24 protein-coding genes, 1 tRNA gene and 1 pseudogene are annotated in these 23386 nt (G+C 64.4%); 16 read left to right on the top strand and 10 right to left on the bottom strand.

The annotated features are described in order from the left end of the window. Positions 1-119: 119 nt before the first annotated feature. Positions 120-389, bottom strand: a complete 270-nt coding sequence (locus DQG18_RS03060; RefSeq protein WP_116652812.1) for a BolA family protein — start codon at positions 387-389, stop codon at positions 120-122. A 114-nt stretch (positions 390-503) separates the two neighbouring features. Here DQG18_RS03060 and DQG18_RS03055 point away from each other — a divergent pair, with 114 nt between their 5' ends. From DQG18_RS03055 to DQG18_RS03035, 5 genes are all read left to right on the top strand, one after another. Beyond that, positions 504-1157, top strand: coding sequence for a J domain-containing protein (locus DQG18_RS03055; protein WP_116652725.1), 654 nt, complete (start codon positions 504-506; stop codon positions 1155-1157). Positions 1158-1501: 344 nt separating this feature from the next. Beyond that, entirely contained in the window at positions 1502-2482 is a 981-nt protein-coding gene (gene cobS / locus DQG18_RS03050) for a cobaltochelatase subunit CobS (protein ID WP_116652724.1), read from the top strand. Positions 2483-2660: 178 nt separating this feature from the next. Beyond that, positions 2661-4544: a cobaltochelatase subunit CobT gene (gene cobT / locus DQG18_RS03045; protein WP_116652723.1), complete on the top strand. Its 1884-nt coding sequence runs from the start codon at positions 2661-2663 to the stop codon at positions 4542-4544. Between the two features lie 149 nt (positions 4545-4693). Continuing rightward, the gene (locus tag DQG18_RS03040) at positions 4694-5665 is read left to right on the top strand and encodes an esterase-like activity of phytase family protein (RefSeq protein ID WP_116652722.1); all 972 of its coding nucleotides are present in this window, start codon (positions 4694-4696) and stop codon (positions 5663-5665) included. A gap of 17 nt (positions 5666-5682) precedes the next feature. Continuing rightward, positions 5683-6726 carry a M42 family metallopeptidase gene (locus DQG18_RS03035; RefSeq protein ID WP_116652721.1) on the top strand — a complete coding sequence of 348 codons (1044 nt, stop codon included), beginning with the start codon at positions 5683-5685 and terminating at the stop codon, positions 6724-6726. 207 nt (positions 6727-6933) lie between these two features. Here the strand turns inward: DQG18_RS03035 and DQG18_RS03030 are convergent, their stop codons facing one another. Then, positions 6934-7335, bottom strand: a complete 402-nt coding sequence (locus DQG18_RS03030; protein ID WP_116652811.1) for a response regulator — start codon at positions 7333-7335, stop codon at positions 6934-6936. Positions 7336-7392: 57 nt separating this feature from the next. Next, positions 7393-8226, bottom strand: a complete 834-nt coding sequence (locus tag DQG18_RS03025; RefSeq protein WP_157969976.1) for an MJ0042-type zinc finger domain-containing protein — start codon at positions 8224-8226, stop codon at positions 7393-7395. A gap of 154 nt (positions 8227-8380) precedes the next feature. Between DQG18_RS03025 and ftsE the strand changes: the two genes are divergently transcribed. The 4 genes from ftsE (at position 8381) to DQG18_RS03005 (ending at position 11691) form a co-directional block, all read left to right on the top strand. After that, positions 8381-9040, top strand: coding sequence for a cell division ATP-binding protein FtsE (gene ftsE, locus DQG18_RS03020; protein ID WP_116652719.1), 660 nt, complete (start codon positions 8381-8383; stop codon positions 9038-9040). Continuing rightward, on the top strand, positions 9033-9953 hold the full coding sequence (locus tag DQG18_RS03015) for a cell division protein FtsX (RefSeq protein ID WP_116652718.1): 921 nt from the start codon (positions 9033-9035) through the stop codon (positions 9951-9953). Before ftsE ends, DQG18_RS03015 begins: the two co-directional genes overlap by 8 nt. Positions 9954-10266: 313 nt before the next feature. Beyond that, entirely contained in the window at positions 10267-11076 is an 810-nt protein-coding gene (locus DQG18_RS03010) for a lysophospholipid acyltransferase family protein (RefSeq protein ID WP_157969975.1), read from the top strand. A gap of 270 nt (positions 11077-11346) precedes the next feature. Continuing rightward, positions 11347-11691, top strand: a complete 345-nt coding sequence (locus tag DQG18_RS03005; protein WP_116652716.1) for a hypothetical protein — start codon at positions 11347-11349, stop codon at positions 11689-11691. 64 nt (positions 11692-11755) lie between these two features. On the opposite strand, the gene DQG18_RS03000 is transcribed toward DQG18_RS03005, so the two are convergent. Continuing rightward, a complete protein-coding gene (locus DQG18_RS03000; protein WP_198669633.1) occupies positions 11756-12307 on the bottom strand; it encodes a gamma-glutamylcyclotransferase in 552 nt (183 codons plus the stop codon). 346 nt (positions 12308-12653) lie between these two features. Here DQG18_RS03000 and DQG18_RS02995 point away from each other — a divergent pair, with 346 nt between their 5' ends. Beyond that, positions 12654-13619: a DUF2125 domain-containing protein gene (locus tag DQG18_RS02995; RefSeq protein ID WP_116652714.1), complete on the top strand. Its 966-nt coding sequence runs from the start codon at positions 12654-12656 to the stop codon at positions 13617-13619. 188 nt (positions 13620-13807) lie between these two features. Further along, positions 13808-14811, top strand: a pseudogene (locus DQG18_RS02990) (GGDEF domain-containing protein). A 10-nt stretch (positions 14812-14821) separates the two neighbouring features. Here the strand turns inward: DQG18_RS02990 and DQG18_RS02980 are convergent. From DQG18_RS02980 to DQG18_RS02970, 3 genes are all read right to left on the bottom strand, one after another. Continuing rightward, entirely contained in the window at positions 14822-15739 is a 918-nt protein-coding gene (locus tag DQG18_RS02980; protein WP_116652711.1) for a prephenate/arogenate dehydrogenase family protein, read from the bottom strand. Next, positions 15740-16840, bottom strand: coding sequence for a pyridoxal phosphate-dependent aminotransferase (locus DQG18_RS02975; RefSeq protein ID WP_116652710.1), 1101 nt, complete (start codon positions 16838-16840; stop codon positions 15740-15742). A 233-nt stretch (positions 16841-17073) separates the two neighbouring features. After that, complete coding sequence (locus DQG18_RS02970; protein ID WP_116652709.1) at positions 17074-17808, bottom strand: class I SAM-dependent methyltransferase; 735 nt, start codon at positions 17806-17808, stop codon at positions 17074-17076. A 114-nt stretch (positions 17809-17922) separates the two neighbouring features. Between DQG18_RS02970 and gloB the strand changes: the two genes are divergently transcribed. From gloB to DQG18_RS02950, 5 genes are all read left to right on the top strand, one after another. Beyond that, complete coding sequence (gene gloB, locus DQG18_RS02965) at positions 17923-18690, top strand: hydroxyacylglutathione hydrolase (RefSeq protein WP_116652708.1); 768 nt, start codon at positions 17923-17925, stop codon at positions 18688-18690. Between the two features lie 52 nt (positions 18691-18742). Further along, positions 18743-18819 (top strand) — tRNA-Arg (locus DQG18_RS02960). A 28-nt stretch (positions 18820-18847) separates the two neighbouring features. Further along, positions 18848-19006, top strand: a complete 159-nt coding sequence (locus tag DQG18_RS15955) for a hypothetical protein (protein ID WP_157969974.1) — start codon at positions 18848-18850, stop codon at positions 19004-19006. Positions 19007-19276: 270 nt separating this feature from the next. Further along, entirely contained in the window at positions 19277-20062 is a 786-nt protein-coding gene (locus DQG18_RS02955) for a thermonuclease family protein (protein WP_245958339.1), read from the top strand. 2 nt (positions 20063-20064) lie between these two features. Then, a complete protein-coding gene (locus tag DQG18_RS02950) occupies positions 20065-21537 on the top strand; it encodes a M48 family metalloprotease (RefSeq protein ID WP_116652707.1) in 1473 nt (490 codons plus the stop codon). Between the two features lie 173 nt (positions 21538-21710). Here DQG18_RS02950 and DQG18_RS02945 read toward each other — a convergent pair whose 3' ends face one another. From DQG18_RS02945 to DQG18_RS02935, 3 genes are all read right to left on the bottom strand, one after another. Then, the gene (locus DQG18_RS02945; RefSeq protein ID WP_116652706.1) at positions 21711-22268 is read right to left on the bottom strand and encodes a CarD family transcriptional regulator; all 558 of its coding nucleotides are present in this window, start codon (positions 22266-22268) and stop codon (positions 21711-21713) included. Positions 22269-22601: 333 nt separating this feature from the next. Then, positions 22602-22940, bottom strand: a complete 339-nt coding sequence (fdxA, locus tag DQG18_RS02940) for a ferredoxin FdxA (protein WP_116652705.1) — start codon at positions 22938-22940, stop codon at positions 22602-22604. A gap of 127 nt (positions 22941-23067) precedes the next feature. Then, positions 23068-23367: an RNA-binding S4 domain-containing protein gene (locus DQG18_RS02935; protein ID WP_116652704.1), complete on the bottom strand. Its 300-nt coding sequence runs from the start codon at positions 23365-23367 to the stop codon at positions 23068-23070. Positions 23368-23386 lie beyond the last annotated feature (19 nt).

The following is a 23386-nucleotide window of genomic DNA, read 5'->3' as shown; positions in this document are numbered from 1 at the left end:
TCTCGCGATTGCTGCGGGGCCGGTCTGGAACCCGGGGTAGCAAGCGGGAATGGGGCAGGTATCGGCCAAAGCCGCCAATATCATTTCCGGGACTCGTGCCCGGGATCCAGCACGATCTTTCAAAACGCGCCGCTCTTTTTCACCTCGATGGCCAGCGCGTGCAGGCCGGCGTCGAACTGGGGTTTTAGCACAGCGTTGATCGCCCGGTGCTGCTCGACCCGGCTCATCGCATCGAGGGCGGGTGCGGAAATCCTGATGCGGAAATGGGTGTTGCCACCTTCCCGCCATCCCGCATGCCCACGATGGCGCTCGGATTCGTCGATGACCTCGATATGGCCTGGAGCAAATTCTTGCATGAGAACGGCTTCGATTTCCCTGGCGACGCTCATCGTGTCAACACCCCTTTCTGCACCGTGTGCGGATTTGTTGCGGGCCATCATGCCCGAAAACCTCTATGATGCCCGGTTCTTAAACGAGCTCTCACTGCCACCTTATATGGATCGATGACGATAAACACCAAGTCCAGCATTTTTGATTCCATCCGCATCAAGCCTCGCCGCGCCTCTGAAGCCGAAGCGCCGGCCCGTACGGCTTGTGATTGGGAGGGGTGCGAGGGCACCGGTCTCTACAAGGCCCCCAAGGGCGCACGTGCCGATGGCCAGTTCCATAATTTCTGCCTCGAACACGTCCGCCATTACAACAAGGCCTATAATTATTTTTCCGGCATGAACGACGAGGAAATCGCCGAGCACGCAACCAAGATGAACGCGCCGGGCTCGCGTGAGACCTGGGCGTTCGGCTCGAACCGGTTCGGGCGCTCCAACCCCGAACCCAGGAAGTTCAAGACCCGAGACTTTTCGGCCCGCCAGTTCAACGACCCCAACAATCTGTTCGCCCGCGTCCGCCGCAACCAGGCGCGCCAGACCGGCACCCCCGGCCGCTCCCAGCGCGACGTGACGCTCACCGGACAGGACCGGATGGCGCTCGAAACCCTCGGCCTTGAAGGCCGCAAGCCCGCCACCGAGATCAAGTCGGCCTATAAGGCGCTGGTCAAGCTCCACCACCCCGACGCCAATGGCGGCGACAGAAGCTCGGAAGACCGGCTGCGGGCGATCATCGTGGCGTATAACCATTTGAAGAGCCGGGGGCTGGTTTGACATTCGAGGGCTTGGCAAGCATCGCAGTACCCCTCATCCGACCTTTCGCTTCAAGCGAAAGCCCACCTTCTCCCTCAAGGGGAGAAGGGTAACCCTCCGGATGTCTCAGCTTTTGAGCCCCCCTCTCCCCTTGCGGGAGAGGGGCTGGGGGTGAGGGGTGCGCGATGCTTCGCCGGGCTCCGGGTTGCGGATTGATCCCGGTTCCCCCTTGCGGCAGCCGCCCATATGGGCATATGGCAATATCGCTGTTATAAGCGCACCCGCAATTTCCCGACGCGACGCGAAACCCTCCCCGCGCCTGCAACGCATTCCAGTGGCTCTCACGCGCCACAACGAGGCAAATTATGACTGAGTATTCCAACCTGCCAGACACCGACTACAAGGTCCGCGACCTGTTCGGCATCGACAGTGACATGGTGGTCAAGGGCTATGGCGCGCGCACCGATCACGTGCCCGAGATCGATCCCGATTACCTGTTCGACCGCAACACCACCCTCGCCATTCTCGCCGGCTTCGCCTTCAATCGCCGCGTCATGGTGCAGGGCTATCACGGCACCGGAAAATCGACCCATATCGAGCAGGTGGCCGCACGGCTCAACTGGCCGCTGGTGCGCGTCAACCTCGACAGCCACGTCAGCCGTATCGACCTTGTCGGCAAGGACGCGATCGTCTTGAAGGACGGCAAGCAGGTGACCGAGTTCCGCGACGGCATCCTGCCATGGGCGGTACAGAACAACGTGGCGCTGGTTTTCGACGAATACGACGCGGGCCGCCCGGACGTGATGTTCGTCATCCAGCGCGTGCTCGAGGTCTCGGGGCGCCTGACGCTGCTCGACCAGAACCGCGTCATCCGTCCGCACCCGGCCTTCCGGCTCTTTTCGACCACCAATACCATCGGGCTGGGCGATACCTCGGGGCTTTATCACGGCACCCAGCAGATCAACCAGGGTCAGATGGACCGCTGGTCGATCGTCGTGACGCTCAACTATCTGCCCCACGAAAAGGAAGTCGGCATCGTTCTGGCCAAGAACAAGACCTACGCCGCGACCGAAGAGGGCAGAAAGCTCGTCTCCAACATGGTCCGCGTCGCCGATCTCACACGCTCGGCCTTCATCAATGGCGATCTTTCCACCGTCATGAGCCCGCGCGCGGTCATCACCTGGGCCGAGAACGCCGAGATCTTCGGCGATGTCGGCTTTGCCTTCCGGCTGACCTTCCTCAACAAATGCGACGAACTCGAACGCCCCGTCGTCGCCGAATTCTACCAGCGCGTCTTTGGCGAGGACCTGCCGGAATCGGCGGCAAACCTGGCGATTTCGGCTTAGGGCATGCAAGCCCGGTGACCATGGCTTCACCCCTCCCCAGCCCTCCCCATCAAGGGGAGGGTGCTACGGAGCGAAAGGGACTGCCAGTGGCACGATCCAGCATCTCCCCCCTTGTGGGGGAGGCTGGGAGGGGGGAGCAAAGCGAACCGCCGGCGCCGCAGACTGATTGAGAACTCCAATGGCCCAGCCACCACGCAACAGCAAAGCCAACAATCCCGACCCCACGACGGTGTTCAAATCCGCCGTGGGCGCGGTGGTGCGCACGGTTGCGGGCAAGGCCGAGCTCGAGGTGTCCTTTACCGCCGACCGGCCCATCCTTACCGCCGACAAGGCGCGTCTGGCCGCGTTGCCGCGCCTGCCCACCTCGCGCGACATCGCCATCGCCCGCGGGCAGGGCGATGCGATCGCCATGCGCATGGCCAGCCACGACCCCGATACCCATCGGCGCATGACGCCCAAAGATCCCGATGCCCGCGCCGCCTTCGATGCGCTCGAACAGGCCCGCGTCGAGGCTCTGGGTGCAACCCGCATGGCCGGGATGGGTGGCAATATCGGGGAAATGCTTGAGGACCGGCTGTTCCGCGCCAATTACGCCAATGTAAGCGACATCGCCGATGCTCCGCTGGCCGAGGCGTTGGGACTGATCCTGCGCGAAAAAGCCGCCGGCATTCCCGTGCCCCCTTCGGGCGCGCCCCTCGTCAACCTCTGGCGCGAAAGGATCGAGGCGCGCAGCGGCACCTCGATCGCGGCGCTGTCCGGGCTGCTCGACGACCAGGCGGCCTTTTCCAAGGCCACCCGCACCATCCTGCGCGATCTCGACCTCATTGCCGACACCGAGCCGGACCCCACCGATAACGGCCAGTCCGACGGCGCGGACGATGCCCAGAACAATCAGGCGGTCAACGGAGACGAGGACGAGCAGCAGGGCGACAGCGAAGGCGCGGACGCCGAAGGCACCGACGAGGCGCCTGGCGATCATGAGGAAGCCGGCGACGTCGATGGGCTAGACGCCGACACCGCCGACAGCGATGAGGAAGCGACCAGCGAGGTTGGTGAGGATTCCCCCGCCCCGCCCCCGCAGGGCGAAGGCGAGCACCGGCTTTCCAACCAGCCTGCCTACCGCATCTTCACCGAAAAGTTCGACGAGGTGATCTCGGCCGCCGATCTCTGTCCCACCGAAGAACTCGACCAACTCCGCATGCTGCTCGACAAGCAGCTCGAAAACCTTGCGGGCGCCGTCGCCCGGCTGGCCAACAAGCTCCAGCGCCGCCTGATGGCGCAGCAGAACCGGGGCTGGGATTTCGACCTCGAGGAAGGCGTGCTCGATACCGCGCGCCTCACCCGCGTCGTGACCGATCCCTTGCAGGCACTGAGCTTCAAGGAAGAGCGCGACACCGAATTCCGCGACACGGTGGTGACGCTCCTGATCGACAATTCGGGCTCCATGCGCGGCCGCCCGATCACCATCGCGGCGATCTGCGGCGACATCCTTGCCCGCACGCTCGAGCGCTGCGGGGTAAAGGTCGAAATTTTGGGCTTCACCACCCGTGCCTGGAAGGGCGGCAAATCGCGCGAAGCCTGGCTCGATGCGGGACGTCCACCCAATCCGGGCCGCGTCAACGACATCCGCCACATCATCTACAAGAGCGCCGACGAACCCTGGCGGCACGCCAAGCGCAATCTGGGGCTGATGATGCGCGAGGGGCTGCTCAAGGAAAATATCGATGGCGAAGCGCTGCAATGGGCCCACAAGCGCCTGCTTGCCCGGCCCGAGAACCGGCGCATCCTGATGGTCATTTCCGACGGCGCGCCGGTCGATGATTCGACCCAAAGCGTCAACCCCGGCAACTATCTCGAAGCGCATCTGCGCGCCGTGATCGAGGACATAGAAACCCGCTCGCCCGTGCAACTGGTCGCCATCGGCATCGGCCACGACGTCACCCGCTATTACCGCCGCGCAGTCACCATCCTCGACGCGGACGAGCTGGCTGGCGCCATGACGGATAATCTCGCCGCACTGTTCGACGAGGAACCACCCTCCGCGGCGCGGAAGCGGCGGTGAGCAGCCCGGGCAGTCCGGTGGCCTTGGCGCACCCCTCACCCCCAACCCCTCTCCCTCAAGGGGAGAGGGGGGCTCGAGAGCCGAGGCATACACGGGATACCCTTCTCCCCTTGAGGGAGAAGGTGGGCTTTCGCGAAGCGAAAGGTCGGATGAGGGGTGCGCGATATATCGGCCTTCTGATAGGTTTGCTTTGGGGGGCCAGTACCCTAGCCGCCGAACCCGTCTCCATCACCTCCACCCCCATCGCGACCTTCAAGGGCGCCGCCATCGGCCAGCCGGTCGATGGCCTCGTCTTTCGCGGCGGTTTCGTCATGACCGGCGACCGCCCCGAGTTCGGCGGGCTTTCAAGCCTTGCCTTTCTCGACGCCGCCCGCTTCGTGATGGTCACCGACGAGGGCCGGTTCGTCTCCGGTGAACTGACCCCGGCGGGGCTTGAGAACGTCGAGATCGACGTGATCCGCAATTCGGCGGGCAATCCGCTGCCCAGCAAGTTCTCGTCCGATTCCGAGGCGATCGAGGTGGTGTTCCGCGATGGCGCGCCCGCCACCGTCCGCGTCGGCTTCGAGCACCTTGCCCGCCTTGCCGATTTCGAGCTTGCCAATGGCCGTCCCCACGGCGCGGCGCGGCCCGTTGCCATTCCCGACTGGATGACCGCGCTGCGCGACAACGGATCCATTGAATCGGTCTGCATCGCCCCGCCCGCCTCCCCGATCGCCGGCTCGACCCTTATCATCGCCGAGGGCCATTCGCGCGCGCCCGGCACCTGGGCCGCGACCCTTTTGGGTGTACACGACAAGGGCGATCTGCACCTCGTCCAGTCCCCCGGCCTCAACCCCACCGATTGCGCATTCCTGCCCGATGGCGACCTTCTGGTGCTCGAACGCGGCCTATCCTTTCTTACCTTTTCCATGCAGATCCGCCGCATCCCCGCCCAAACCGTGCGCCCCGGCGCAACCCTCGACGGCGAAATCATCCTTGTCGCCTCTGGCGCGCAGATCGATAATATGGAAGGTCTGGGGGTGCGCACCCTGCCGGATGGCGAGGTGCGCATCGCCATCGTCTCGGACGACAATTTCAATCGCTTCCAGCGCAATATTCTGCTCGATTTCGCCCTGCCCTGATTTCCCCGGAGTTCCCCATGAATATCGATCTTCTCCGCGACCTTTGCGAAACCCCCGGCGCGCCCGGCCGCGAACAGCGCGTGCGCGCGCTTATCGAAAAAGAGAGCGAGGGCCTGTTCGACGAGACCCGCACCGATCCCATGGGCTCACTCCTTTGCGTGCGTAAATCGCGCTCGGGCGCAAAGAACCCGCTCAAGGTCATGCTGCTGTGCCACATGGACGAGATCGCCTTCCTCGTCACCCATGTGAGCGAAAAGGGCTGGATCCATATCGATCCGGTCGGCGGGTTCGACCCGCGAAACCTGTTTTCCCGCCGCGTCCTCGTTTGCACGCGCGACGGCGACTACAAGGGCGTGATGAACCCCGGCGGCCGCCCGGTCCATATTTCCGGCCCCGAAGAGCGCAAGAAAGTGCCCGAGACCAAGGAGTTCTTCGTCGATATCGGGCTGGGTGCGGAGACCCGGAACAAGGTCAAGGTCGGCGACTACATCGTCATGGACGAACCGCTGATCGAGATGGGCGACAAGATCGTCTCAAAGGCGCTCGACAACCGCATCGCCTGCTGGCTGGGCATCGAGGCCGTCCGCGCCCTCGACAAATCCGGCATCAAGCACGATTGCGAAATCCACGTCGTCTTCACCGCCCAGGAAGAGGTTGGCCTGCGCGGTGCCCGCACCGCCTCCTACGCCATCAAGCCCGATATCGGGCTGGGGATCGATACGACCCTTGCCTGCGATACCCCGGGCGTACCCGAAAACGAGACCGTCACCGTCCAGGGCAAGGGGTTTGGCCTGCACATCAAGGATTCCTCGTTCATCGCCGACATCGGCCTTGTCGAGGAAATCGAGGCGCTGGCCGAAAAAAGGAAAATCCCCCTCCAGCGCACCATCCTCGCTTCGGGTGGCCAGGACGGCGCCGCCGCCCAGCAGGCCGCTGCCGGCGCAAAGGCCGTGGGGATCGTGGTGGGCACCCGCTACATCCACACCGTTACCGAAATGATCGACAAGACCGACCTCAAGGCGGCGCTCGATATTCTGGTGGCGTATCTGGGCGAGAAGTAAAAGCCGCCCCATTCTGCGCTCCCGGAGGCATCGCGCACCCCTCATCCGACCTCCGCTTCGCTCCGGCCACCTTCTCCCTCAAGGGGAGAAGGGTAATCCTGCGGATATATCGGCTTACGAGCCCCCCTCTCCCCTTGCGGGAGAGGGGTTGGGGGTGAGGGGTGTGCGGTGCTTGTCCAAAAGCTCCGGATATCGAGGCGGAAAACCCTAAACCGACCGCGCCAGCGGCACGATCTCGACTGGCCGCCCGGCCAGCGCGTCGGCGACCTTTTCGACCAGTTGCGCGAGCGAGAAGGGCTTGTTGAGCACGTCATAGACCAGCGCATCGAGCCCGTGCGCGCGTTCGCGCTGGTCGGCAAAGCCGGTCATGAGCATGATCTTGAGGTCCGGATAGGCCGAACTGACCGAAAGCGCCAGACCGATGCCGTCCATCACCGGCATCTTGATGTCGGAGAGCAGGAGATCGAACGCGCCATCGGCCTCGGCCACCGCCTCGAGCGCCAGCCCGCCATCTTCGGCAAAGCTCACGACGTGCCCGGACATTTCGAGCGCGCGCACCACGAACGCGCGGACATTGTCATCGTCTTCGGCCACCAGTATGCGTGCCATCTTCCCACCCCTGTCTGGTTTGCGTGTCCGGGCACGCGGTTCGTTATTGACGTTCATTTACGGCGCCGACCCTTCGACAAAGCTCAGTCGCACCGTTTCCACCCCCGCCGGTGGCGAGGTCAGTTGCGTATCGATCGAAAGCACGTCCCCCGGCAGGATGCTGCGCACCGAGGGCGTGACGCTCCATTCGTAGATCACCTGCCGGTCCATACCCAGCAGGCTCACCAGCACGTTGGGCACAGGGACAAGGCCCGCGGTCGTATTTGATACCTCCGCATGGACCAAGATCACCGGGTTTCCATCGCGGGTGGTTCGCAAAATGTTAAGATCGCCGATCTGGAGCCCGATGACATTGGTGCCCAGGCCCAGGAGCCGGTAAAACGCATCCATTTCCGGGTAATTGCGCACGATATCGGTGCGCAGCCAGATCCCCGCGGCAACGCTTATCACCATTATCAGCACCAGCACGACCCGGGCCGCCCGGCGAAAGCGCGCCATGGGCAGTTTGCGGATTGCCGCATTGCGCCGCCTGGCCAGTTCATCCATACGCGCCCGTACCAAAACGCCATCGCCCTCCCCGCTGCGCTTTCGGACGATGGGAGGGTCCCCGGGCGGTTCCGGCGGGCCGTTTTCGCGTTCTTCTTCCGCGATGAACGCGGCATCGAGCATCGTTTCATCCGCCTCGCCGAACAGCGTATCGTCATCGGCGCGGAAGCCAAGCTCGTCGTCATCGGGATCGGGATCGTCGAACGGGTCCGGCGGCGGGGGGAAGCTGGGCGTCGCCATCCACATCTGCGCACAGGTCGCGCACTGCACCTGCCGTCCCGCCGCGCTCAGCGCATCGGACGCAACCCTGTAACGGGTCTGACAATTGGGGCAGGTGATGATCACGCGGCGGACCCGGCGCAAAGGTTGATGGGGTGCATGCCGCACCCTAGGGCGCTTTGGGTTAAAACTCTTAAAACACCGCCCCAATACGGCCACTGGAGCGCGATGACTGATATTATCGCGCCCATAGAGGTGATTCGGGAACAAGAGGCACCGGTTGATCGCATTTGAAAATGTAGGGCTGCGTTACGGCCATGGCCCGGAAATCCTCAAGGACCTGTCCTTTTCCATCGATCCCGGCTCGTTCCATTTCCTGACCGGGCCATCGGGCTCGGGCAAGACCTCGCTGCTGCGCCTCCTGCTGCTTTCGCTCAAACCGACGCGCGGCCGGGTCACCATGTTCGGCGAGGACGTCATCAAGCTCGACCGCGACCGGCTGTTGCAGATGCGCCGTCATATCGGCATCGTCTTCCAGGAGTTTCGCCTGCTCGATCACCTGACGACCTTCGAGAACGTCGCACTTCCCTTGCGCGTGCGCGGCCAGTCGGAAACGAGCTACCGCGCCAATGTCGAGGAACTGCTCGACTGGGTCGGACTGGGCGACCGCATGGACGCCTATCCTTCGCTTTTGTCGGGTGGGGAAAAGCAGCGCGCGGCCATCGCCCGCGCGGTGATCGCCAAGCCCGACATCCTTCTTGCCGACGAGCCCACCGGCAATGTCGACCCCGAATTGTCCGAGCGCCTGCTGCATCTTTTCGAGGAGCTCAACCGCATGGGGACGACGATCATCCTCGCCACCCACGAGCTGGCGCTGCTCGACAAGTTCGGCTATCCGCGCATGCTCTTGAACGAGGGGGAACTGGTCATCCATGAGTGAGGGTCTCAAGATCGGCTTTTACCGCCCCGGTCCCATCGTGCCCGCCCAGTCGGTGGCCGGGCGCACGCTGATGCTGCTCATCGGGATCATGACCTTCCTGTCCTGCGTCACCTTCGGGGGGGTGCTGCTCGTCCAGAAATCGGCGGTGGGCTGGTCGGCCGATGTGGGGCGCGAACTCACCATCCAGATCCGCCCCGTCGATGGCGAGGTGCTCGAAAGCAATATAAGGCTGGCCATTTCGCTTGCCGAAGCCATTCCCGGCGTCGCCGAGGCGCGCGCGCTCTCGCTCGAGGAAAGCGAGGCTCTGCTCGAACCCTGGCTGGGGGCCGGGCTCGATCTTTCCGATCTTTCCATCCCCCGCCTCGTGATCGTGAGGCTTTCCGACCCCAACGCCGCCGACATCACCCGGCTCGAAAGCGAGATCGCGGGGATCGCAGGGGCGGGGCTCGAAACCCACGCCGCCTGGCGCGTCCAGCTCAATACCATGGCCGGCACCATCGTCGTCTCGGGCATATTGGTCCTCTCGCTCATCCTGGTCGCCACCGCGCTCGCCATCGTTTTTGCCACGCGCGGCACCATGTCCACCAACCGCGAGATCGTCGACGTGCTCCATTTCATCGGCGCCTCGAACCGGTTCATCGCCGGAGAGTTCCAGGGCCGGTTCCTGATGATCGGGCTGAAGGGCGGCGCGGCGGGCGGGCTGGCGGCCATCGTCTTTTTCATCGCCGTGGGGATGGCGATAAACGCGGTGATGCCCGAACCCTCTTCGGCCCAGCTCGGCTTTTTCTTCGGTCGGTTCGCTCTGGGGCTCAACGGGCTTTTGGGCATTGCCGGGGTCGTGATGGTGATCGCGGGGCTCACCGCCATCACCTCGCGGCTGACCGTCCGGCGGTTCCTGCTGCAGATTTCGTGAGCCCGCTTCCGCCGTGAAGACAGGGCCCTTCGCATTTCATATCCGCGCTTGTGGCTTCACCCCTCCCCAGCCCTCCCCATCAAGGGGAGGGTGCATTCTTTTCTTGGGCGCTCCCATACGCACAAGGCCAGCACCTCCCCCCTTGTGGGGGAGGCTGGGAGGGGGGATCGGCGTAAGCCGAAGCAACTATGTTGGTGCTGCCTCCTGAGGACGAAGTCTCCACCTTGCCTCCTCCGACGTTTGCCGCTTGCCCCCCCGCGCGCGGAACGCTAAGCGATGTGGCGCTGAAATTTTGAGGATGAAGGCCGCCCGGATGATCATTCAGGCCATGCGCTCGATCGTTTTCTATCTCGTGTTCTTCATACACACCATTCCGCTCGCCATCGTCGTGGGCCTGATGAGCAGGCTCACTCCCGGGGCGCGGGATCAGGGCAAGGCCATCGCCATGTATTGGGGCCGCGCCAATCTTTTTTTCCTGCGCTGGATCGTGGGCATCCGCACAAAGGTGAGCGGTGCCGAAAACATCCCCGGGGGCGGCTGCATCATCGGCGCCAAGCACCAGTCCGACTGGGACATCTTCGCCATCCTCCCCCATACCGAAGAGCCTGCATTCATTGCCAAGAAGGAACTGCTCGATATTCCCCTCTTTGGCTGGGCGGCGCGCTGGATCAACACCATCTCGGTCGACCGCAAGAAGGGCAAGGACGCCCTGCCCCTGATGATGGAAGAGGCGCGGGCCGCGCTGGCGCGGGGTTACCGCGTCGTCATCTTCCCCGAGGGCACCCGCCGTGCCCCGCTCGACGAGCCCGCCTACCGCTCGGGCATCGTCAAGATGTATCGGGCGCTCGATGTGCCGGTGGTGCCGGTGGCGCTGACCTCGGGCCTCTACTGGGGGCGCAACAGCCTCGTTCTCTGGCCCGGCACGGCGCGCGCCAAATTCCTGCCTCCCATCATGCCCGGCCTTGCCGCCGACGAATTTCTGGCAACGCTGACCAATGCCATCGAAACCGAGACCAACCGCATGGTGCTCGAAGACGCCCGCGAAGGCCTGGCCCGCCCCATTTCGCCGCGGCTGCGCGAGGCTCTGGCGCGCTTGGAGACCCAGATCGGCGACAAGCTCTGAGCGCCCGTCATCGAGTCATTTTGACGCACAGATTGTGCCCCGCCATACCATGAACACAATATATTGACTTTTTCTCCCTATCGTCGCCTAATCGTCGGATTGCAATATTGACGATCGATCGCATTTGTTCTAATTTTGTTCTTCTTTGCCCCGTTTATCCCCGGTTCACCCGGTGGGGCGTAGTGTGGAACGGGTCGGAAGCGCTGGCGTTCAACGCACCACGCGCAACCGGATGTTCCAAACCCCGATTTGGTCCCTGGAGGGGCGGCCATGACTCATGAAGCTGCAATTGCGCCAGAGAGCGGCATCAAGGCCCTGCGAGTGCTGTGGACCGGACGGTCGGGGCGGCGCTACGTTCTGACCGCCGTCGAGGCGGAAGGGTTTGCGTTGCGCGAGGGCCAGCTCTACGTTTTGTGCGATCACGGCACGATCCGCTGGGCCGGAATTTCCGAGGATCTGGTCATCGACCACGCCAGCCGCGCGCGCTTTCGCACAGCGCTCGCCGCAGGTGCCTCCATCCTCACCCTGCCCGCGCCGGGCGACGACCTGGCCCGCATGACGCTGGTGTGGGACCTTGAAGGCACCCATGCCGCCATCGGGCGCAGCGCCGCCTGAAATTTTCAAGTGAACGAATTGAACGGTTTTCGTTCGATTCGTTCAGTTTAGAGCATCCCGGGCCTCAAGCGCCCTGTCTGCCGTTTTTGAGCATGGCGCTCAGCGCCAGCACCTGCCGGTCTTTGATCCCCAGCACCGCCAGATGTTCGGCGGTGTTGATGACATAGTCCTCATTGGCCCCCGAAGACCCCCGCGCGCCGTGCACATAGGCAAGCTGCTCATCGAGCGACAGCCGTCCCGCATATTGCGCGTGACCGGGATCGGCGAGAAACACAAGCGCCGTGACGGTCTCCCCGCCCGCGAGCCTTACCGTACGCAGGGCCTCGCGATAGACCGCCGTCACCTGCTCGCGCTCGCGCAGATAGTCGCGCACCGCCGGCCAGGCATCGGGCGCGACCCTGAACGCCCGCCCCACGCAGGCACCCCCGCGTTCGAGCCCGAACACCAGTCCCGGCCGCTCGGGCGTTCCGCGATGGTGGTGGGACAGGACGCACAGCCGCCTGTGCGCCCCGCGCAGCAGCGCGCGCTCGGCGGCCTCATAGGCAAAGCCCGGCGACCAGATCAGCGATCCATACCCGAATATCCAGGGAACGGGAGCGTCGATAGAATGGGACATGCCTCTTCGATGCCACGACTCGGCCCCGCCCGCAAGCGGGCCGCCCGCCGATATCAGGGCCATCGCATATGAATCTGCGCTTGTGGCTTCACCCCTCCCCAACCCTCCCCATCAAGGGGAGGGTGTTTCCTTTTCTTGGGAACTTCCCTACGCACAAGGCCAGCACCTCCCCCCTTGTGGGGGACTTTCAAGCGGTTCCGGCAGCGCCGGAACGCAAGGGTCCAGTGGACCCTTGCGAGCGCCGAAAGGGGAGGGGGGATTCGGCGTCAGCCGAACCATATGCGATTGCCCTGCCACCAATATTGCCCGATGACGGCCACGTTCCCGCGCGATAGAAGATGGAGCCATGAAGCGATTCCTTATTCTCATCGTCCTTGTTCTCGGCGCCACGGCCCTTTGGGCCGGCGGCTGGTATTACATCGCCAACCGGATCGGCGCGGAAGCCGAGCGGCTGGCCGCGGCCGACGGGACCACCTCCCCCCGCATCGCCTGCGGGACGTTTGCCGTTTCGGGCTTTCCCTTCCATTTCTCGCCCGTCTGCACCAACGCCGAAATCACCTCGGGCGACCTGACCCTGACGATCCCGGAGCTCAGCGCCACCGCGCTTTTCTACCGCCCCACCCACCTCCAGCTCTTTGCCCACAGCCCCGCGCGCCTTTCCGATGCCTTCACCGGCAGCACCCATGAATTGCGCTGGGACAATCTGCGCGCCAGCCTGCGTCTCGGCGGCGACCGCCTCGCCCGCTTCTCGATGATCGGCGACAATCTGGTCCACGCCGATGCCCTGTTCGGATCGGTGGAACTTGCCCGCGCCAGCCACCTCGAATTCCACCTCATCGATGCCACATCGGCCCACCCCCCCGAGGCCCAGGGCACGAGCCTCGACATCTATGCCCGCCTCGATGGGCTTGCAGTCGAGGATTTTGCGATCGCCGATGGCGAGGCGAGCATGGACGGGCGATTGACCGGCCTGCCGCCATTCGATCTCCTCGCCCGCCCCGACGCCCTGCGCCTCTGGCAGATGGCGGGCGGTACGGCGACCCTCAGGCAATTGGAGGCCCACGCCCAGGACATGGCGTTCAGCGCCAGTGGCGATGCCACCCTTGATGACGCGGGCCGGCTCAATGCAACGCTCGCCGTCTCCTCGCAGGGGCTGGTCGAACGTTTCCCCGGCCTTGTCCAGGACCCGCTCGCCGCCATGCTCCTTGGTGAGCCCGACGCCGAGGGCACCTATAGCCAGAACCTGTCGGCGCGCGGGGGCATGCTCTTTGTGGGCATCCTGCCGGTCATGGCCATCGCCCCGCTTTTTTGAAAAAGACGGGGAATTTCGCAATTTGACTAAAAACCCCGCCCCGCGCGTAATCCACCGGCAACGAAACGCACGGCAAAACCGGATGCGTTAAAAGCTTGGCAATCTCCGCCGTGGCTTGCTTGGCTTATCGCGCATGATCCGCCCGCCGCAGGGCGCGTCATCCAACCGGAAAACGGATCGCGGACCCCATGGTCACACGCCTCAAGGCCGACATTCCTGCGTCCGTTCGCGGCCTCGTCGCGGGATACGGCGTCGAGACGATCTCCCGGCTCGTCGAAGGCATTGCGGCAAGCCCCGTCCCTCTGGCCCTGTTCGATCCCGATGACCGGCTGGTCTATTGCAGTTCCAGCTTTGCCTCGCTCTATGCCGTCGCGGACGGCCCCCAGACCTTTTCGAGCGTCATCCGCCGCTGTCACGGAACCGGGCAGGGCCCGCTGATCCGGACTGACGACATCGAATTCTGGCTCAGGGCCGCCCGCCGCCGGCGACGCTCGGTGCCCTATCGGCGGTTCGAGATCGATTTCCGCGACGGGCGCTGGTTCCAGGCGCACGAAACCAGCTATGGCGACGGCTGGGTACTTCTGGTCCTTGTCGATCTTACGGCCTTCAAGGCCAAGGAGACCGATCTCACCATCGCCCGCGACGCCGCCCAGGAAGAAGCACGGACCGACGAGTTGACGGGCACTGCCAGTCGCCGCGCCATCATGCGCTATCTCGATACGGCGGCCCGCACGGCCAGCCCGCTCACCATCGCGCTCATCGATCTGGATCACTTCAAGCAGATCAACGACACGCTCGGCCACGACGCGGGCGACGAGGTATTGCGCCATCTGGGCCGCGAACTGGCCGGCGCTTTCCGCAATATCAATCGCGCCGGACGGGTGGGGGCGAGGAATTCCTGCTCATCATGCCCGGCACCCATATCGAGGCGGGCTGGCGGGCCGTGCAGCGGTTCCGCCGCGACTGGCTGCGCGCCAGCCAGCCCCTGCCGCTCCCACAGCCGGTGACCTTTTCGGTGGGCATAGCCGAACTCTCCCAGGGCCATTCGGCCCGCGACCTTTACCGCGCCGCCGACCGGGCGCTCTACCGCGCCAAATCGGACGGCCGCGACCGCGTGGTCTGCGCCAATGGCGCCATGCCGGGGCTGTCCGGCCCCCTGGCCGACGAAACGTTGCGCTCCACGGGCACCTAGAGTGCGGTCATTATTTTTTGGGCGATGCCCCGTGCCGCCCGAAGTCGGGCGCATCGGTCTCCTGGCCCGCCTCGATGATCGAGCGGCGGATGGCGCGGGTGCGGGTGAACAGATCCTCGAGCGCCGGACCGTCTCCGATCCTGACCGCGCGCTGAAGCACCGAAAGGTCCTCGAGGAACCGCCCCAGCATTTCGAGCACCGCGTCGCGATTGGTGAGGAACACGTCGCGCCACATCACGGGATCGGAAGCCGCGATACGGGTGAAATCGCGGAACCCGGAGGCGGAAAACTTGATGACTTCCGATTGCGTATGCGCCTCCAGATCGGCCACCGTGCCCACGATATTATAGGCCACAAGGTGCGGCACGTGGCTGGTGATGGCCAGCACCAGATCGTGATGCGTGGGGTCCATCGTCTCGACATTGGCCCCCAGCCCCTGCCAGAAGGCGGTGAGCTTTTCGACCGCCTGCGGATCGGCGTCCGCATCGGGCGTCAGGACGCACCAGCGGTTCTCGAAAAGCTCGGCAAACCCTGCCGCCGGCCCGGAATGCTCGGTGCCCGCCAGCGGGTGGCCGGGAATGAAATGCACCCCTTGCGGAATTTTGGGCTTGAGCGCCTGATGGACGTGGCCCTTGACCGAGCCGACATCGGACAGGATGGCCCCCGGCGCCAGCGCCGGGGCGATCTGGTCCATGACCGCCTCATAGGCGCCAACGGGCGTGCAAAGGATCACGAGATCGGCGTTCCTGACCGCCTCGGCCGCATCGAGCGTATAGATATCGCCCAGCCCCAGCGCTTCGGCCTCGGCAAGCGTATCCTTCTTGCGCGTCGAAATCGCGATGGTCCGGGCCAGCCCCCTGGCCCTCACGCCGCGTGCGATCGAGGAGCCGATAAGCCCGATGCCGATAAGGGCAAGTTTTTCGATCATCTAACTATCCATGAAACTCTTGAGGCAAGCGGCGACGGCGCGCATCGCCTCCTCGTTGCCGATCGAGATGCGCAAGCCGTTGGCAATGCCATAACCGCCCATCTCGCGCACGATCAATCCCGCTTCGAGCAGCGCGCGGTTGGCATCGGCCGCCGTCTTGCCCGGCGTGTCGGGGAAGATGACCAGAACGAAATTGCCCTGACTGGGGAGAACCCGCATCCGGTTGCTCGAAAGCTCGTCTGTCAGCCAGTCCCGCCACCTGGCGTTGTGGTCGCGCAGCCTGGCGGTAAAGGCCAGATCACGCGCCGCCGCCGCCGCCGCCACCTGACCGGGCGCCGAGACGTTGAACGGCCCCCTGATGCGGTTGACCGCATCGACAATGTGGGCGGGCCCGTAAAACCACCCCACCCGCGCCGCAGCCAGTCCCACTTTCGAGAAGGTGCGGACCATCACGACGTTCTCGCTGCGCTCGACCAGCGAGATGCCGACGCCATAATCCTCTGCCGTCACATATTCCGCGTAAGCCGAATCGATCACCAGCAGCACGTTGGCGGGCAGCCCCGCGTGCAGCCGGTCGAGCTCTTCGGCTCCCAGATAGGTTCCCGTCGGGTTGTTCGGATTGGCCAGAAAGACGATTCTGGTTTTCGCCGTTACCGCAGCAAGGATCGCATCCACATCGGCGCGGTAGTCCGTTTCTGGGGCGACCACCGGCACCCCGCCAGCGGCTTGCGTGATGATGGGATAGACCATGAAGCCATATTGGCTCATCACCGCCTCGTCACCGGCCCCGATATAGGTCTGGGCGAGAAGGTGCAGCACCTCGTCCGAGCCCGCCCCCACGACGATGCGGTCCGGATCGATCCCGTTGACCTCCCCGAGCGCGGCGCGCAACTCGCGCGAGGAGCCCTCGGGATAGATTTCGAGCGTTTCGGCAATGTCCCGATAGGCCGCGATCGCCCTGGGGCTGGCGCCCAGCGGGGATTCATTGGCCGAAAGCTTGATCTCGGCGCCCTTGCCCAGCCCGCTCGAGCGCCCCGGCACATAGGGCGCGATCTCCAGGATACCGGGCTGCGGAACGGGCTTGTCGGAAAGGACGCTCACTTCATCGTCTCTTTTATTGAAAAACGGAGAGGAAAACCGCGGCGGACCATAGAGCAGTTGCGCAGCACATGAAACCCGGTTTTGCGCCGGGTGTTGCCACAATGCCCCGCTCCCCTGCCCTTTCCCCGTCGTCACCCGGTTTATCCGGGTGACCCAGCGGCAATAGAGGCTGGATTGCCCGGACAAGCCGGGCAAAGACGAGAGAAAAATTGGAGGGAAAGAGGGCAGCGCCCTTAAACCTTCATCCGCGCCGTCTGCGGGGCAAGCGCCGGTTCCTCCTGGGCCCTTTCGGCCTTCTTGCGCCGGGCGACAGCAGGAAACTGTTCCTTTTTCGCCTTGACGCACATCACCGAGGACAGCGTGGGGCCGAACAGGCGCCCCGTCCGCTCGATGAGCCGGGCCGAACGCAGGATCGGACCGGATTTCACCGGAGGAAAGAAGATGCAGTCGCGCCACGCCTCGGGCGTGAACGAATGGGCGCGCAGCAACTGGTCCATCTGCCCGCGCGAATAGGGATATCCGAACCCGAGAGGGGTATTGTCGATGCCGGCCCACAGCCCCCGCCGTTTGGGCACGGCGATCACCAGCCGGGCGTTGGGAGCGCAGACCCGCCAGAGCTCGCGCATCATGTCCTCGGCATCGGGCACGTGCTCGAGCCCGTGGATGATGATGACCAGATCGACCGCCGCATCGGTCAGCGGCAATTCCAGCGGGTCGCAAAGTACCGTGTGCGAAGGCCCCTCGCGCGGCCAGGCCGAAGCGCCCTGCCGTGCGGGCATGAAGGCCAGAACCCGCTCGGCGCCCTTGAGCGCCCCGCGCAGATAGGGGGTGGCAAAGCCCAGCCCCAGGATGCGCAGCCCCGTCACGTCGCCGGCGAGCGCGCTCACCTGCTCGCGGATGTAATGGCGCGTCAGCCACCCCAGCGGGGATTTGTAAAACCTGATCAGCCCCTCGACGTCGGGTGTCATCTGCCCTCCGTATTCTGAGCCTGCCCAATTTGAGGCCAGCGCGCATAAAGGTCAAACCCTTGCCCTTGGCGCTCCCGCTTTCTATGTTTGGGGTTACCCAAGGAAGGACCGTCCATGCCCGTTGAAATCGAACTTTTCCCAGCCCTTGAAACCAATTTCGGCGTTCTTTTGCGCGATACCGCCACCGGCAAGGTCGCAGCGATCGACGCGCCGGAAACCGCGGCGGTTGTCGCCGCGCTCGAAAGGCGGAGCTGGACGCTCGATTACCTGTTCATCACCCATCACCATTCCGACCACACCGACGCCATCCTGCCCTTAAAGGAAAAATACGGCGCAACGGCTTATGGCCCGCGCGGCGAAGCCGACAAGATCGAGGGGCTCGATCATCTGGTTGCGGGCGGCGATACGGTTACGTTGGGCGACACCCGCTTCGAGATCATCGACACCCCCGGCCACACGCTGGGCCATATCTCCTGGCACGCGCCGGGCGAAAAGCTCCTTTTTGCCGCCGATGCGCTCTTTTCGCTCGGGGTGGGCCGCATGTTCGAGGGCACGCCCGAGGTGATGTGGGCCGGGCTTGAGCGCCTGCGCGCGCTGGACCCCCAGACGCAGCTTTACTGTGGGCACGAATATACCCTCTCGAACGCCGCCTTCGCGCTTTCGGTCGATCCCGGCAACGCCGTCCTCAAGGCCCGCGCCGAGGAGGTCCAGCGTCAGATCGACGAGGGCAAGCCCACCATCCCGGCACTGCTTGCCGACGAGATCGCCGCCAACCCGTTTCTGCGGGCCGACGATCCGGGGCTGGCGCGAGCCATGAAGCTCGAAGGCGCTCCCGCCGCCGAGGTTTTCGGCGCACTGCGCAAGGCAAAAGACGATTTCTGAGCGAAGTTTGGGGTTCACCAATCGCGCCAATCCGGTGTATCAGGTCCGCAGTGGTCCCGTAGCTCAGCAGGATAGAGCATCAGATTCCTAATCTGAGGGTCACTGGTTCGAATCCAGTCGGGATCACCACATTCCCCTGATAGCCGGAGCCCCGCCCATGTCCGTTGCCGCACTGACCAGGCTCAAGCGGGCCATCGCCGAGCTTCAGACGGCGCTGGCCGGGGCATCAAAACTCCCCCAACTCGAACGCCTCGCGCTGAAATCCGAGCTTGAGATCATGATCCAGCGCATAGACGAATTGCGGCAAAAGCTCTGATTTGCCCTTCATGCCCGGCAGTATCGGGGGTGTTCTTTCGCTGGCCGAGCGGCAGGAGGCGCCATGCGACAATATAGATGATTTTTGCCGCAATTGGGTGCAGACTGGGACCAGGATCGAATCCGCGTGCGCGTGGGGGCACGGGGGTTTCCCGCAGGTTCCGTCCGGACAGGACCTGCCCGATGCAACCAGATTGGGCGAAGCGCGGCGCGAGCCGCACGGCGCAAGAGTGATGCGGATAGAGGCCTGTCTTTGTTCAGACCCTTGTTTGTGACCGTTTTCGGACTGGCCGCGGCCTTCTCGGCGCCGGCCCTCGCCCAGTTTTGCGACGCACTCACCCCCGGCCCGACCGGCACTGTGGTATCGATTTCCGACGGCGATACGTTCGATCTGGATACCGGGCTCACGGTGCGCCTTGTCGGCATTCAGGCGCCCAAGCTGCCTCTGGGGCGGCCCGATTTCGAGTCCTGGCCGCTCGGCGACGAGGCCAGGACGAAAATCACCGGGCTCGCCCTGGGCGAAACCGCAACGCTCTTTTATGGCGGGGAAAGCCGCGACCGCCACGGCCGGGCGCTCGCCCACGTGGTCATCGCGGGCGAGGAGGGGCCGGTCTGGGTGCAGGGCGAAATGCTCAGATCGGGGCTGGCGCGCGTCTATTCCTTCCCCGACAACCGCGCCTGCCTTTCCGAACTTTACGCCGCCGAGCGCGCGGGGCGCGCCGATCGCCGGGGGATATGGCGCGATCCCTTCTATGCCATCCGCGATGGCGCCAACCCGCAAGATCTGCTCGAGCGCATCGGCCAGTACGAACTGGTTGAAGGCCGCGTCCTCAATGCCGATCTTGTAGGCGGACGCGCCTATCTCAATTTCGGGCGCTACTGGAAAGAGGATTTCACGGTCGTGATAGAGGGCGCCGGATTGCGGCTGTTCGAGCGCGAGGGTTTTGACATTCTGGGGTTGGAAAACCGCGTCATCCGGGTGCGCGGCTGGATCGATTCCCACGATGGTCCCCGCGTCCTCGTCACCCACCCCGAACAGATCGAGATATTGGGCTGACCATGACGCGATCGGACCTTTCAAGGCGGAGTTTTCTGGCCGGAACCGGGCTGTTTCTGGTTGCCGGCGTTGCCGGGTGCACAACCCTTCTGGGCGGCCGGTCGGGTATCACGACACGCCGCACGGGCGAGCACACCCCCGCCGTTCCCGCCGGCACCCACCCCGAGGATACCGTCATCGGCCTGCGCGAGCATCCGCGCATCATTTCCGCCTATGGCGGGGTCTATGAGCACAGAAAGACCGAGGTGTTGCTGGCGCGCATGGTCTCGAACCTGCTGGCCGCCGCCGAACAGCCCAACACCCAGTTCACCATCACCATCCTCGATTCCTCCGAGGTCAACGCCTTTGCCCTGCCCGGCGGCTTCATCTATGTGACGCGCGGCATCCTTGCGCTGGCCAACGACATGAGCGAACTGGCCGCCGTCATCGCCCACGAGATCGCCCACGTCACCCTGCGCCACGCCCGCGCGCGCTCCAACCGGGTGCGGACCTCGGAAATCGTCGACCGCGTCATCACCGGCGTTCTGGGCGGGGTGATCGATGCCAGCCAGACCGCCGAACGCACCGCGCAATCGCTTGCCGCCTTTTCGCAAGGCCAGGAACTCGAAGCCGACCGCGAGGGCATCAAGATCGCCTCGCGCGCCGGATACGACCCGCACGCGGCGGCCCGCTTCCTCACCGCCATGGGCCGATTCGCCCAGTTCGCCTCCGCCGATACGGGCGAGGATTTCCTTTCCTCGCACCCCTCGACCCCCGACCGCATCCAGCGCGCCGCCGAGGTTGCCCGCTCCTATGGCCCGCCGGGCACCGGGGTCGCCGGACGCAGCGAATATCTCCAGGCGATCGATGGCATGGATTTCGGCGATTCCACCAAGCAGGGCGCCATCGTCGGCCAGCGCTACATCAACCCCGCCCAGCGCCTGACCTTTACCGCACCGCGCGGCTATGCGCTCCAGATGTCCAACCAGGCGGTGGTGGCGGTGGCCGACGACGGCGCGGCCCTGCGCTTTGACAGTGCGGCGGTCCCCGCCAATACCGGGCTGGCCGATTACCTGCGCTCGGGCTGGATCGCGGGGCTGTTGCCCGAAACCGTCACCACCAGCACGGTCAACGGCATCGAGATGGCCTCGGGCCGCGCGCGGACCGACCAGTGGTTCTTCCACGTCGCAGTGGCGCGGATCGAGGGCAATGTCCACCGCTTCATCTTCGCCAACAAAAACGATTCGGACGCCTTTCATACCGCCGCGCGGCAGACCACCGACAGCCTGCGCCGCACCCAGGCCTCCGACCTGGCCGCCATCCGCTCGGTAAAGCTCCGCCTCGTCCGCGCCGGCGGCAACGACAACGCCGATACGCTGGCCACCCGTATGGGCGCGCTCAACCGCGGGCGAGAACTGTTCCTCGTCGTCAACAACCTCCTGCCCGGCGACCCGGTGGAATCGGGCGCGCCTTACAAGATCGTACGGGTGGAGTAAGACGTGCCACACCCTCCGTTCGCTACCCCGGCGAAAGTCGGGGTCCATGCTGCGACATCCGCGAAAGTGGAGATCACGCTCTGGGTCCCGGCTTTCGCCGGGACAGCGAAGGCAGCGGAAACAAAAAAGGCCGGTCGCTGGACCGGCCTTTTTCATTCCAAACGGAAATCAGCTTACGCCGCTTCCTCCGCCGCCTCGTCGGACTTGGCCGGGCGGCGCGGGCTCTTGGCGAGGTTCTTGGTGATGAGCTTGACCGCTTCGGTCAGCGTCACCTTGTTCACCGCCGCGATCTCGCGGCTCATGCGGTCCATGGCCTGCTCGAAAAGCTGGCGCTCGGAATAGGACTGCTCGGGCTGGTCTTCGGAGCGATAGAGATCGCGCACGACTTCCGCGATCGCGATCAGATCGCCCGAATTGATCTTGGCCTCATATTCCTGCGCGCGGCGACTCCACATGGTGCGCTTGACGCGCGCGCGGCCGGTGACGGTTTCGAGCGCCTTGTCGATGGTCTGGGGCTCGGCGAGCTTGCGCATGCCCACGGAATTGATCTTGGCAACGGGGACGCGCAGCGTGAGCTTGTCCTGCTCAAAGCCGATGACGAACAGCTCGAGGCTCAGCCCCGCCACTTCCTGTTCCTCGATTGCATTGATAAGGCCGACACCATGAGCGGGGTATACGATATACTCGCCCGTCTTGAACCCCGCGCGCTGCGTGGTCTTTTTGGTTGCCATGAGGCTACTCCTGTTGACGCCTTTTGTGGGCGCGCTCGATTAAGGCCGACGCGTCCTTAAAAGTTCGGGTTCGGACAGTCCGGGATGGGCCGTCGCGCCAGTCGCATTCTTCCTCCCCGTCCGGTACGATGCCCGGCCGGTTCTGCATCCGTTTGACGTCTGTCACAAAAAAATGCCCGGAGGGCATGGGATCGGAGCGAGGCGTTCAACAACTGGTTGTGGGAACAATACCACAGTTTTGCGACAAAATCAAAAGTTACGAATCAGCACGGGTTCACACGCCCCGCGCAACCGCAAGGCAAAAGAACGGCGCATGACCGGCCCGTCCCCCGTTCAGTCGCCCTCGCCCGGCGCTTCGGAGAAATACTTCTCGAACTTGCCCTCGACGCCATCCATTTCTTCGGCCTCGGGGAGCTGGTCGCGCTTTTCGGTGAGGTTGGGCCAGACCGCGGCGTATTTCGCGTTGACCTCGAGCCATTTGTCGAGCTCCGATTCGGTGTCGGGCTTGATGGCCTCGGCGGGGCATTCGGGCTCGCACACCCCGCAGTCGATGCACTCGTCGGGATGGATGACGAGCATGTTCTCGCCCTCATAGAAACAGTCGACCGGACACACCTCCACGCAATCGGTGTATTTGCACTTTATGCAGTTGTCGGTCACCACATAGGTCATGGAAATCCAGTCCGATCAGGCGCGAATGTGAGGTGGGCCGGCGCCTGTACCGGCCGCGACTGGTTGCTAAACGGTTTTGGGGCGGGTTTCAAGACCGCTTTGTGCCACACCTTGCGCCCCCACCGGATCAACTTTCCGTCCGGGGCAGCACCGGCGAAATATCCTCGTAAAGTGTCGCCGCAACCGCTGGCGCGCCCCGTCTTTCGGCCAGCGCAAGGATCTTGAGAACCCTCAGCCGGCCATGGATCTGGATGGTGAGCCCATCCCCCGGCCCCACCCGTATATCGGGCCCGGTCACCCGCCGCCCGTTGACCCGCACCGCCCCGCTCTCCACCAGCTTTTGCGCCAGCGTCCGGCTTTTGGTCTCCCGCGCGTGCCAGAGCCATTTGTCGAGGCGCTGGCGGATAGCCTTATCGGGTGAAGACATCGCGCCCCCTCATCCGACC

This window comes from Pelagibacterium sediminicola, assembly GCF_003390885.1.
Taxonomy (GTDB): domain Bacteria; phylum Pseudomonadota; class Alphaproteobacteria; order Rhizobiales; family Devosiaceae; genus Pelagibacterium; species Pelagibacterium sediminicola.
Note: the sequence above shows the minus strand (reverse complement) of the source record. Positions and strands in the feature narration are given on the sequence as shown.